Source organism: Pseudomonas sp. CC11G (genome assembly GCF_056174845.1).
Window position 1 is genome coordinate 145,407 of sequence record NZ_JBWBZC010000003.1, and the last position, 11,955, is coordinate 157,361.

At 60.0% G+C, this 11,955-nt stretch carries 9 protein-coding genes, 1 tRNA gene and 2 pseudogenes; 1 reads left to right on the forward strand and 11 read right to left on the reverse strand.

Going from position 1 to position 11,955, the window contains the following annotated elements:
• The first annotated feature begins 107 nt into the window (after positions 1–107).
• Positions 108–194: transfer RNA gene (locus AC0V2S_RS05375), tRNA-Leu, on the forward strand.
• Between the two features lie 134 nt (positions 195–328).
• Here the strand turns inward: AC0V2S_RS05375 and AC0V2S_RS05380 are convergent.
• The 11 genes and pseudogenes from AC0V2S_RS05380 to mutL form a co-directional block, all read right to left on the reverse strand.
• Positions 329–844: pseudogene (locus AC0V2S_RS05380) on the reverse strand (methyl-accepting chemotaxis protein); the annotation flags it as partial.
• A 390-nt stretch (positions 845–1,234) separates the two neighbouring features.
• A pseudogene (locus AC0V2S_RS05385) lies at positions 1,235–1,927 on the reverse strand (methyl-accepting chemotaxis protein); the annotation flags it as partial.
• A 491-nt stretch (positions 1,928–2,418) separates the two neighbouring features.
• Positions 2,419–3,711 carry an adenylosuccinate synthase gene (locus tag AC0V2S_RS05390; RefSeq protein WP_475508831.1) on the reverse strand — a complete coding sequence of 431 codons (1,293 nt, stop codon included), beginning with the start codon at positions 3,709–3,711 and terminating at the stop codon, positions 2,419–2,421.
• 50 nt (positions 3,712–3,761) lie between these two features.
• Entirely contained in the window at positions 3,762–4,949 is a 1,188-nt protein-coding gene (locus AC0V2S_RS05395; protein WP_475508832.1) for an ATP phosphoribosyltransferase regulatory subunit, read from the reverse strand.
• Positions 4,950–4,981: 32 nt separating this feature from the next.
• Complete coding sequence (locus AC0V2S_RS05400) at positions 4,982–5,167, reverse strand: DUF2065 domain-containing protein (RefSeq protein WP_475508833.1); 186 nt, start codon at positions 5,165–5,167, stop codon at positions 4,982–4,984.
• Between the two features lie 111 nt (positions 5,168–5,278).
• Complete coding sequence (hflC, locus tag AC0V2S_RS05405; protein ID WP_271193885.1) at positions 5,279–6,148, reverse strand: protease modulator HflC; 870 nt, start codon at positions 6,146–6,148, stop codon at positions 5,279–5,281.
• Positions 6,148–7,314, reverse strand: coding sequence for an FtsH protease activity modulator HflK (hflK, locus tag AC0V2S_RS05410; protein WP_475508834.1), 1,167 nt, complete (start codon positions 7,312–7,314; stop codon positions 6,148–6,150). The genes hflC and hflK overlap by 1 nt, the downstream gene beginning before the upstream one ends.
• Positions 7,315–7,410: 96 nt before the next feature.
• Positions 7,411–8,712, reverse strand: a complete 1,302-nt coding sequence (gene hflX / locus AC0V2S_RS05415) for a ribosome rescue GTPase HflX (protein ID WP_475508835.1) — start codon at positions 8,710–8,712, stop codon at positions 7,411–7,413.
• A gap of 12 nt (positions 8,713–8,724) precedes the next feature.
• Positions 8,725–8,985 carry an RNA chaperone Hfq gene (hfq, locus tag AC0V2S_RS05420; RefSeq protein ID WP_108097895.1) on the reverse strand — a complete coding sequence of 87 codons (261 nt, stop codon included), beginning with the start codon at positions 8,983–8,985 and terminating at the stop codon, positions 8,725–8,727.
• Between the two features lie 93 nt (positions 8,986–9,078).
• On the reverse strand, positions 9,079–10,053 hold the full coding sequence (gene miaA / locus AC0V2S_RS05425; RefSeq protein WP_475508836.1) for a tRNA (adenosine(37)-N6)-dimethylallyltransferase MiaA: 975 nt from the start codon (positions 10,051–10,053) through the stop codon (positions 9,079–9,081).
• A 13-nt stretch (positions 10,054–10,066) separates the two neighbouring features.
• A complete protein-coding gene (mutL, locus tag AC0V2S_RS05430) occupies positions 10,067–11,950 on the reverse strand; it encodes a DNA mismatch repair endonuclease MutL (RefSeq protein WP_475508989.1) in 1,884 nt (627 codons plus the stop codon).
• Between the last annotated feature and the right edge of the window lie 5 nt (positions 11,951–11,955).

Below are 11,955 nucleotides of genomic sequence, written 5' to 3' on the forward strand. Positions count from 1 at the left end.
TTAAATTCAGGGGTTTACAACCCTTCATGCGGCCCGTATATTTCGCGCCCACAACGACAGTAACGTTGTTGTAGTTGAAAAGTAGTTGAGCGATCAGCGAAATCAACGCCCAGGTGGCGGAATTGGTAGACGCACTAGGTTCAGGTCCTAGCGATGGCAACATCGTGGAAGTTCGAGTCTTCTCCTGGGCACCAATTCAGACTGAGGCACTACCAACCTCAGCAACAAAAAGACCGGCTCAGGCCGGTTTTTTTGTGCCTGCGATTTGTCGCCAACCGCACATATAAAGAAGCCGAGGATGACGTCGGCGTCTTCATGTTTAGCTCAGCTACACGCGAAACTGGCCCAGACTGGATTTCAGCCGTGACGCCAAGCCATCAAGAACCCGCCCACTAGCCGCTGTCGCCGCCCCCGCCTCGGCCGCACGCTGCGCCTCGGCGTGAATCACTTCAACCCGACCGCGCACGGCATCCGCGCCTTCAGCCTGATGCGCTGCCGCCTGCGTGGCCGCCTTGATTGCCGCATGCACATCGTCCACCGCCGCCTGCACCGACAGCTGTAAACGCTCGCTATCACGCAATGCCGCCAACCCTTCGTTCGCTTGCTGCCCAGCACGGCCAATCACCGACACCGCCTCACGCGCGCCCTGCTGCAACGCGGTGATATGCGACTGGATATCGCCGGTGGATTGCTGTGTCTTGCTCGCCAGTGCACGCACCTCATCCGCCACTACGGCAAAACCTCGGCCGGTCTCACCCGCACGCGCGGCCTCAATAGCGGCGTTCAAGGCCAGCAGATTGGTTTGTTCGGCAATGCCGTGGATAACGGTCAACACCATTTCGATCTGTTCGCTTTGCCGCGCTAGGCGCTCGATCACCGCGGAACCCGCATCGACACGCGAGACCAACTCCTCGATCAAACCGCCCACCTTCGTGGCGATCACGGCGTTTTCATTGGCATCCTGACGAATCGACACCACGCGCTGCAACGCCGCCTGCATGGCGCGGCTTTCCGCTTGCGCATCGCCGGCCATCACAGCCAATGCTTCCAGGCTGCCAGCCACTTCGTCACGCTGACGTTCTGCCGCCGCTTCAGCTGCCACGCTGCGGGTAGCGAGACCTTTGATTTCGACCCCAGTGCTCACCGCCACTTCACCCGCCTCGCGAACGATGGGCTGCAGCTTCTCGACAAAGCGGTTTACGGCGATGGCCATGTCGCCAATTTCATCGCGACTGGTAACTTCGATGCGTCGAGTCAAATCACCCTCGCCTGCCGCTAGATCATTCAACGCGGCAATTTGCAGGTGCAGCTTGCTAACCACGCGCCGACCCAGCACCACCGCAAGCGTGAGCAATACGCCCAGACCGACAAGCACCAAACCAAGACCAATACGCCACTTCAGCGTGGCAGCAGACTCCTGCACCGACGCACGAGCGCCATCGGCCATGCCGGCCGTTTCGTTCTGCGCCGACTTCAAGCGCGCCGTCAGCGCAGCAGTGCTATCGGTCGAAGCGCCAGACAGGCTGTCGGCCACCAACTGGTCGCCACTGGCAATCAGCGCGGTAAAGCGCTTGTCCAACGCTTCCAGTTGCTGCTCGACGGAAGCGGTGGAAACACCCATCAGCACCTTGCCGATTTCCACGCCGTTGGGGCTGATGGAGGCTTCGATCATGTACACCGATTTATCGTTACGCGCGGCGTTCAGCACCTTATCCAGCGCGCGCTCGCCCTCGCCTTTGTCCATCAGCGCTTTGATAAGTGGGTTTTCACGATTGAGGTAGCGGGTCAGGTGCTGGCCCTGAGCATCGTCATACACGACAAACAACACGTTAGGGTTGCGCTGGGCACGGCGAGCGAATTCGGACAGCGCTGGGCCATCGTTATCCCACATGGCCCGAGGGGCGACGGCAGCTAGCAGCTGCGCCATATCGTTGGCCGAGTCCTTGAGGTTTTGCTCAAGGGTGGCACGTATCTGTGTTTGCTCGTCCTTCAAGCGTGTCGACAAGCCTGCCGCGAGGCGCTCTCGCGTACGGCTGGACAACGTGCCCAAACCGGAAGAAAGCTCGCGGCTGGCTTCCTGCAACTCGGACTCCAGACGCTGGGTGTCGGCGCCCAGGCGCGCGCCCAGATCTACCTCCAACGCACCGACCGTGCTCCGAGTTAGTGCAACAGCCACCAGAACCTGCACCAGCAGTGCAATTCCGAGAGCAATGAATACCGGGCGCAGCAGGCGGCTACGCAAGAGAGAAACGATGGCTGACACGACAAACCTCCAATACCCGTCACCTGTGTGACGGCAACCGCTGGGATAACTTGAGCACAGCAAGGGCCATGCCGCCACCGCTCAGAAACGACAAAGGGCCGCCAATGGCGACCCTTTGTCGTGTGCAACCGCCTTAACGACGGCGGCATTAGCGCTTAGGCGAACGGGTGACGCAACACGATGGTCTCGTTGCGGTCCGGGCCAGTGGAGATGATATCGATCGGCGCGCCGACCAACTCTTCCACACGCTTGATGTAGGCACGGGCGTTAGCCGGCAACTCGTCCAGGGTTTTGGCACCCAAGGTCGATTCGGTCCAGCCCGGCACTTCTTCGTACACCGGCTCCAGACCGATGTAGCTGTCGGCGTCGGTCGGTGCATCGATAACGGCGCCGTTTTCGTTCTTGTAGCCTACACAGATACGGATGGTTTCCAGACCATCGAGCACGTCCAGCTTGGTCAGGCACAGGCCCGAGATGCTGTTGATTTCGATAGCGCGACGCAGGATAACGGCGTCGAACCATCCGCAACGGCGGGCTCGGCCGGTAGTCGCACCGAACTCGTGGCCACGCTTGGCAAGGAAGGCGCCGACATCGTCGAACAGCTCAGTCGGGAACGGACCCGAGCCAACGCGCGTGGTGTAGGCCTTGGTGATCCCGAGGATGTAATCGAGGTACATCGGACCAAATCCCGAACCGGTGGCGATACCGCCGGCAGTGGTGTTGGAGCTGGTGACGTACGGGTAGGTGCCGTGGTCGATGTCGAGCAGGGAACCCTGCGCGCCTTCGAACATAATGTCTTTGCCGTCGCGACGCAGGTCGTGCAGTACGGAGGTCACGTCAGCCATCATCGGCTTCAGCAGCTCGGCGTATTCCATGCACTCATCCAGGGTTTTCTGGAAGTCGATGGCCGGCTCTTTGTAGTAATTGACCAACACGAAATTGTGATAGTCCAGCAGCTCGCCGAGCTTGGCGGCGAAACGCTCGCGGTGGAACAGGTCACCGATGCGCAGGCCACGACGGGCTACTTTGTCTTCGTAGGCTGGGCCGATACCGCGACCAGTCGTGCCGATCTTGGCTTCGCCACGCGCCCGCTCACGGGCCTGGTCCAGCGCCACGTGGTAGGAGAGGATCAGCGGGCAAGCCGGGCTGATGCGCAGGCGCTCGCGCACCGGTACGCCTTTCTCTTCCAGCTTGATGATTTCGCGCATCAAGGCGTCTGGCGCGACCACCACACCGTTACCGATCAGGCACTGCACGCCTTCGCGCAGCACGCCGGACGGAATCAGGTGCAGGACGGTTTTCTCGCCGTCGATCACCAGGGTATGACCTGCGTTGTGACCGCCCTGGTAGCGAACTACCGCGGCAGCGTGTTCAGTCAGCAGATCAACGATCTTGCCTTTGCCCTCATCACCCCATTGGGTGCCCAGGACTACGACATTCTTACCCATAACACTTGTCCTCTTCGAAGCTTGATGCCGGCAGGTGCCAGCGGAAATCTTTAAACAGCCAACGGCACAACCTGCCAGCGCCCGTCATTGAGCACCAACTGGCGATCACAGCCCGCTTCATGCGCGGCAGAAACATCCTGGCCCGGCAGCGCCTGCACGACGCGCGTGTTTTGCCCGCGCAACTGGCGAACTGCCTTCCACAGGTACAAATCGTGATTGTCCGGCGCCCAGACCCCGGCCTCAGGTTCATCGAGCTGCATCGCGCCCAACGTCACCAGGGTTTTCAGGTCGGTGGAGAAACCGGTGGCCGGGCGCGCCCGACCAAAGTCAGCACCAATATCATCATAGCGGCCGCCCTGGGCGATGGACTGACCAACGCCCGGCACGAATGCCGCGAACACCACACCGGTGTGATAGTGGTAACCGCGCAGCTCGCCCAGGTCGAAGTACAACGGCACTTCAGGGTAGCGGCGCTCCAGGGTGTCAGCGATGGCGATCAGCTCGTCGAGCGCCAGGTGCACATCTTCCGGCGCTTCGACCAGACAGGCTTGCGCCAGGTCCAGCACTTCACGTTCGCCGCAAAGTTCAGCCAAGGCACGAAGCATTTTCTGCAGATCGGCCGGAACGCTTTCGGTCAGCGCCGCGACTTCATCGACCGCCTTGCGTTGCAGGGCGTCGAACAGCTGCTGCTCCACTTCACCGGAAAGACCCGCAGCACGGGCCAGCCCGCGGTAGATGCCGACATGGCCGAGATCGATATGCACGTCTGGCACGGCGGCCAGCTCCAGCATTTCGAGCAGCAGGCTGATGACTTCAACATCGCTGGCCGGGCTCGCGTCGCCGTACAACTCGGCGCCCAACTGGATCGGGCTGCGCGAAGTAGTCAGGGCGCGAGGCTGAGCGTGCAGGACGCTGCCGGCATAGCAAAGACGGTTCGGCCCTTCGCGACGCAGGGTATGCGCATCAATGCGCGCCACTTGCGGCGTGATGTCGGCACGAAAGCCCATCTGCCGGCCGGTTTGCGGGTCGATTACTTTGAAGGTGCGCAGATCCAGATCCTGGCCCGCGCCGGTGAGCAGCGATTCCAGGTATTCAATGTGTGGAGTGACGACGAACTCATAGCCCCAGCGCTGGAACAGATCCAGCACCTGACGGCGCGCCGCCTCGATGCGCGCCGCTTCCGGCGGCAGTACTTCCTCGATGCCATCTGGCAGCAGCCAGCGGTCTACCGTTGCCATTTCGCCATTCCCCTCGTTGCGGGCGGCAGCCATTAATGAAGCCAGTAAAGGAGGACTGTTCCCAGCAGCATGCTGGCAAGCCCGATTAGGCGTAAGCGTCCATCAGACAGCTGTAGAAGCTGCATGAATGTCTCACGCCAACCTCGTGGATATAGGAACGGCAGGATGCCTTCCAGCACCAGCACTAAACACAACGCGATGCCAAGTTCCTGCCACATGGTTCCCACAGACGCAAAAAAGCCGGGAATTTCCCGGCTGACGCATCATAACAACCTTTGCCTGATCGGTCACCCCGACGGACGACCAGCGTCCGTCGGAAGCGACTTCTATCAAGGCTTGGACTTTTCCAGGTAGCGGAAGAAGTCGCTGCTGGGGTCCAGCACCAACACGTCACGCTTGTCGGCAAAGCTTTCGCGGTAAGCACGCAGGCTGCGGTAGAAACCGTAGAACTCCTGGTCCTCGCCATAGGCCTTTGCGTAGATGGCCGACGCTTTCGCATCGCCATCACCACGGGCTTCTTCAGCTTCGCGATAGGCTTCAGCCAGGATCACACGCTTCTGCCGGTCGGCGTCTGCGCGAATACCTTCGGCCAGCTCTTTACCTTTGGCGCGGTGCTCACGAGCCTCACGCTCACGCTCGGAGCTCATGCGGTCGAACACGCTGCGGTTCACTTCCTTCGGCAGGTCGATGGCCTTGACGCGAACATCGACCACTTCGATACCGAGTTCTTTCTGAGCCGCTTTGTTCAACGACGCCGTTACATCCGCCATCAACGCATCACGCTCGCCGGAAACCGACTCGTGCAGGGTGCGTTTACCGAACTGGTCACGCAGCGATGCTTCGAGACGACGCGACAGACGCTCATCAGCAATCTGCTTCATGCCCGAAGTAGCAGTGTAGTAACGCTCGGCATCCAGCACTCGCCACTTGGCATAGGCATCAACCATCAATGCTTTCTTTTCCAGAGTGAGGAAGCGGGAAGTGGAGGAGTCGAGCGTCATCAAGCGCGCGTCGAACTTGCGCACCTGGTTAACGTACGGAACCTTCACATGCAGGCCAGGCGCGACATCGGTTTGCACGATGCGACCGAAGCGCAGCATCACCGCGCGCTCGGTTTGCGAAACGATATAGAAGCAGTTCCAGCCAACCAGCAACACGACGATGCCGACAATAAGAGCAGCCAGTGATTTATTGCTCATCAGCGAGTCTCCCTTGTCCGCAGATCACGCTGTTGCAAATCAGCATTCACCCGTGCGCCCAGATCGGCAGGCGCAACGTTGCTCGATGCACTTGGCGCCGGCGAGGCACCACGGCTATCGATCATTTTGTCGAGCGGCAGGTAAAGCAGGTTGTTCTGCCCTTTCTCGCCGGTGACCAGCACCTTGCTGGTGTTGCTCATCAGCTCTTGCATGGTGTCGAGATACAGACGCTCGCGAGTAACTTCAGGCGCCTTGCGATACTCAGCCACGAGCTTGGTGAAACGGTCTGCTTCACCGGTTGCACGGGAAACCACTTCATCGCGGTAACCACTGGCATCTTCGATCAGACGCTGCGCTTGACCACGGGCTTCCGGCACCACGCCGTTGGCATAGGATTCAGCCAGGTTCTTCTCGCGCTGCTCATCTTCACGGGCACGGATCACGTCATCGAAGGCTTCCTGAACTTCACGCGGCGCCGCGGCGCTCTGCAAGTTCACCTGGGTAACGGTGATACCGGTTTTGTAGTTGTCCATAAAACGCTGCAGGCGCTCTTTGACTTCGCTGGCCATCAACTCACGGCCTTCGGTCAGCACCTGGTCCATGGCGGTAGAACCCACCACATGGCGCACCGAGCTGTCGGTGGCCTGCTGCAGGCTCACTTCCGGCTGATCTACGTTAAGAACGAAATCCTGCAGATTGCTGATCTTGTATTGAACAGTCAGCGGTACTTCGATGATGTTCTCGTCCTCGGTGAGCATCTGCCCTTGCTTGCTGTACGCACGCTCGCGGGTGACGTTCTCCTGGAACTTGCGATCCATCGGAGGGAAATAGATGTTGAGGCCTGGGCCGACAGTTTCGTAGTACTTGCCGAAGCGCAGCACGACGGCTTGCTCCTGCTCGTCCACTACGTAGATGGCGCTGTACAGCCAGATAGCTGCCAGCACGGCAACGACGATAGCAATCAGGCCGAAACCACCGCCACTGCCGCTGTTCGAGCCACCATCACTGTCACGTTTTTTACTGCCGCCGAACAACCCGTTAAGGCTCTCTTGCAGCTTGCGGAAGGCTTCGTCGAGATCTGGCGGACCTTTGCGGTCACCGCCGCCCTTGCGTCCACCCCAAGGGTCTTGATTATTCGAGTTGCCACCCGGCTCATTCCAAGCCATAGCGCTCTCCATACTGATAAAGCAAAGACGCGCCCACGGCGCGCCCGCCAATGCTACAGATGCCACCCAGCAGCAGCAAAGCCACAGTCGCAGGCTTTATTGCAAAGTGTGTTGCTCTAGAAACTCAGACGGCTGCCAGCCTTCGCGACTGATCAACCGGTTCAATTCCACACGCGGAACCCGCACAGCCAACAGGCTGGCGCCTTGCTCATCATGCGCTTCGGTTTGCACCACACCCAAGGCAAAAAACTGTGCACGCAGGCGCCCCAACTTCTGCGGCAGACACAACGTACCCACAAACAGATCGTTGCCCAACAACTCGGCAACCGCCTGCGACAACAACTCCAGGCCGCGCCCATCACGCGCAGATAGCCAAACTCGTTGTGGTTTTCCGGATTCATCCCGCTGAATTTGCGGCTCGACGCCTTCCAGCAGATCCAGTTTGTTGTACACCTCGAGAATCGGCAGCTCATCAGCGCCGATTTCAGTCAGTACCGCCAACACCTGCTCAATCTGCTGCTGACGATCCGGCTCGTGCGCGTCGATCACATGCAGCAGCAAGTCGGAATTGCTCGACTCCTCCAGCGTAGCGCGAAAGGCCTCGACCAGCTTGTGCGGCAAATGGCGGATAAACCCCACGGTATCGGCCAGCACGATGGGACCGAGATCATCCAGTTCCAGGCGGCGAAGGGTGGGGTCGAGGGTGGCAAAAAGTTGGTCCGCCGCGTACACCTCTGAATGGGTAACAGCGTTGAACAGGGTGGATTTACCGGCGTTGGTGTAGCCCACCAGGGAAACGGACGGAATATCTGCACGCTTACGACCACGACGAGCCTGCTCACGCTGGCTACGTACACGTTCGAGTTTCTGCTTGATCTGGCCGATGCGCACCCGCAGCAAGCGGCGGTCGGTTTCCAGCTGGGTTTCACCCGGACCGCGCAGACCAATACCGCCTTTCTGCCGTTCCAAGTGAGTCCAGCCGCGGACCAGGCGCGTGCTCAGGTGATCAAGCTGCGCGAGCTCAACCTGCAACTTACCCTCGTGGGTTCGGGCGCGCTGAGCAAAGATATCCAGAATCAACCCGGTACGGTCGAGCACGCGACACTCGAACACACGTTCAAGGTTGCGTTCCTGACTCGGGGTAAGGATGTGGTTGAAGATAACCAGATCGGCCTGCTCGGCCTTGACCAGGTCGCGTAACTCCTCGACCTTGCCACTGCCAATCAGAAATTTTGCGGTCGGCCGATGACGTGGCACGTTAATGAACGCCACCGTGTCCGCACCCGCCGAGTGGGCGAGCTCTTGGAACTCCTGCGGGTCTTCGCGCGCCTCTGGGTCTTGGCCTTCCAGATGAACCAGAATGGCCCGTTCACCGCCTTCATGACGCTCGAAGAACAAAGCAGACTCCTATCAGGCGTTACCTGGTTCTGCTTCGACTTGCTCGCCTTCTGTCGCGCTAGGCAGACGAACCGGACGGCTCGGTACCACAGTGGAGATAGCGTGCTTGTAGACCATTTGGCTGACAGTGTTCTTCAGCAAAATAACAAACTGGTCGAAGGATTCGATCTGGCCTTGCAGCTTGATGCCGTTAACCAAATAAATTGAAACCGGTACGCGTTCCTTACGCAGGGTATTGAGGTAAGGGTCTTGTAGCGAATGCCCTTTTGACATGTGCCGCACTCCTTTGGAGATCGATAGTTATAGTATGGAAAGTGGTGGACTTAGCCGCCCTACCCCCAAGAGTAGACGGCAATAAGCAAGGTCTCAGTCCAATATGGAGACCGACTTCAAGTATTTCAAGGCACGTGGCAGATTGTCGCAAGCCAGACTGTCTAGCCAGTGCAGATTGGACCAACTGCGCAACCAGGTGAACTGTCTTTTGGCTAATTGACGAGTGGCAATAATGCCTTTCTCGACCATTTGCTCTCGAGTCAGGCTGCCGTCGAGGTAATCCCAGACCTGGCGATAACCCACTGCCCGAATAGACGGCAACCCCACGTGCAGGTCACCTCTATTTCGCAGGGTTTCGACCTCTTCGACAAAGCCCTGTTCCATCATGGCCATAAATCTTTCGGCAATCCGCGCGTGCAATACCTGGCGCTGCGCGGGCGCAATCGCCAAGTTCGCGACAGTATAGGGGAATTGCGCCACCCCGGCTGTGCTAGAAGCGCCGTTTTGAGCGGTCTGGCGCTCTCTATGCGACGTCATCGTCTGGCCGCTGACCAGAAATACTTCCAGAGCACGGGTAAGACGTTGCGGATCGTTAGGATGAATTCGCGCCGCAGACTGCGGATCAACCGCCGCCAACTCGCGATGCAATACATCCCAACCCTCGCTCGCCGCGCGCAATTCCAGCTGCGCGCGTATCTCGGCATCGGCCGCCGGCATATCCGCCAAGCCTTCCTGCAGCGCCTTGTAATAGAGCATGGTGCCGCCCACCAGCAGCGGAATACGGCCCCTGGCGGTGATATCGGCCATGGCCGCCAGCGCATCGGCGCAGAATTCAGCGGCCGAGTAGCGTTCGGACGGGTCGCGAATGTCGATCAGACGATGCGGATACTGAGCCAGGAGTTCTTTCGACGGCTTGGCCGTACCGATATCCATCCCGCGATAGACCAGCGACGAATCGACGCTGATCAGCTCGCATGGCAAATGCTGGGTCAGTTCGATTGCCAGGTCCGTCTTGCCGGCGGCAGTCGGCCCCATCAGGAAAATCGCCGGAGGCAGGCGACTGGACATATAAAGGAAGTCCTTAGCGGCCGCGCATAAAGAGTTTGTCGAGGTCGTCCATGCCCAGCTGCGTCCAGGTCGGCCGACCGTGGTTGCATTGACCGCTGCGCTCGGTGCTTTCCATATCGCGCAGCAAACCGTTCATTTCCGGAATTGTCAGACGACGATTGGCGCGCACTGCGCCGTGACAGGCCATGGTGCCAAGCAATTCATTGAGATGCGCCTGAATGCGGTCACTGGTGCCGTACTCCATCAAGTCGGCGACCACGTCGTGCACCAGCCGATTGGCTTCGGCCTGCTTGAGCAACGCGGGAATCTGCCGGATAGCCAGGGTTTCGGGGCCCAGACGCTGCAACTCGAAGCCCAGTCGCTGGAACCAGCCCGCGTGTTCTTCAGCGCAATCAGCTTCGCGCTGACTCACCGCAATAGATTCCGGCACCAGCAAGGGCTGACCGCTCAACCCTTCGCTGGCCATCGCAATCTTCAAGCGCTCATACGTGATGCGCTCGTGGGCGGCATGCATATCCACCAGCACCATACCAACGGCGTTCTCGGCCAGGATGTACACGCCTTTAAGCTGCGCGAGGGCGTAGCCCAGCGGCGGAATATCGCCTTGATGTTCAGGCAGCGCGGCCGGCGTAGCGCCGTTAGTCAGCGGTGCGAAATAGTCACGGTAAGCGCCCTGAGTTTCAGCCAACGGTAGCCCCGGGTTCGGTCGAGGTGCGGAATAGCCCCCCTGGTAACCGCTACCCGGCGCACGCCAGACGTTTTCAGCCGGACGCTCAAGCAGGTTGGCCGACAGGCTCATTTCATTCTGCGGACCAAACTCACCGGCCGCCTGCCCTGTTGGGCGCAGCATACCGGCCACGGCCGCCGGGGCCGCCAGCTGATCTTCCGGACGCACTTCGCCCAGTGCGCGGTGCAAGGTGCCGTAAAGAAAGTCATGCACCATGCGCCCATCACGAAAGCGCACTTCGTGTTTGGTTGGGTGCACGTTGACGTCGACCACCGAAGGATCGATTTCCAGAAACAACACAAACGTCGGATGCCGGCCATTGAACAGCACATCGCGATAAGCCTGACGCACCGCGTGGGCCACCAGCTTGTCGCGCACCGCTCGGCCGTTGACGAAGAAATACTGCAAGTCCGCCTGACTGCGGGAGAACGTCGGCAAGCCAACCCAGCCCCACATCCGCAGGCCGTTGCGTTCGATCTCGATCGGCAGCGCCTGTTCAAGAAACGATGGACCGCAGACCGCAGCCACACGGCGGGCGCGCGCGGCTTCGTCATTGGCCTCGTGCAGCGCCAGCACACTCTTGCCGTTATGGCGCAGGTGGAAGGCCACGTCGAAACGCGCCAAGGCCAGGCGCTTGACCACTTCTTGCAGGTGATCGAACTCGGTCTTTTCGGCCTTGAGGAATTTACGTCGTGCAGGGGTGTTGAAAAACAGGTCACGCACTTCCACCGACGTACCCACCGGGTGCGCCGCCGGCTGCACGCGCGGCGCCATATCGCGGCCTTCGGTTTCCACTTGCCAGGCCTGGTCGGCGTCGGCGGTGCGTGAGGTCAGGGTCAAACGGGCCACGGAGCTGATGGACGCCAGCGCCTCGCCACGAAAGCCCATGCTCATCACGCTTTCGAGGTCTTCCAACTCGCGAATCTTGCTGGTGGCGTGGCGCGCCAAGGCCAGCGGCAGGTCGTCGGCAGCAATACCGCTGCCGTCATCGCGCACCCGCAGCAGCTTGGTGCCGCCCAGTTCGACGTCAACATCAATGCGCGCCGCGCCTGAGTCCAGACTGTTTTCCAGCAGTTCTTTAGCCACCGAAGCCGGGCGCTCTACCACCTCGCCCGCGGCAATCTGGTTGGCCAGGCGCGGGCTTAGCAGTTCGATACGGGCCTGGCTCAACACCG

Excerpts from the sequence above, each read along its gene's own strand:
- AC0V2S_RS05390 (WP_475508831.1), bottom strand. The coding sequence starts at position 3,711 with ATGGGTAAGAATGTCGTAGTCCTGGGCACCCAATGGGGTGATGAGGGC.
- AC0V2S_RS05395 (WP_475508832.1), bottom strand. The coding sequence starts at position 4,949 with ATGGCAACGGTAGACCGCTGGCTGCTGCCAGATGGCATCGAGGAAGTA.
- AC0V2S_RS05400 (WP_475508833.1), bottom strand. The coding sequence starts at position 5,167 with ATGTGGCAGGAACTTGGCATCGCGTTGTGTTTAGTGCTGGTGCTGGAA.
- hflC (WP_271193885.1), bottom strand. The coding sequence starts at position 6,148 with ATGAGCAATAAATCACTGGCTGCTCTTATTGTCGGCATCGTCGTGTTG.
- hflK (WP_475508834.1), bottom strand. The coding sequence starts at position 7,314 with ATGGCTTGGAATGAGCCGGGTGGCAACTCGAATAATCAAGACCCTTGG.
- hfq (WP_108097895.1), bottom strand. The coding sequence starts at position 8,985 with ATGTCAAAAGGGCATTCGCTACAAGACCCTTACCTCAATACCCTGCGT.
- miaA (WP_475508836.1), bottom strand. The coding sequence starts at position 10,053 with ATGTCCAGTCGCCTGCCTCCGGCGATTTTCCTGATGGGGCCGACTGCC.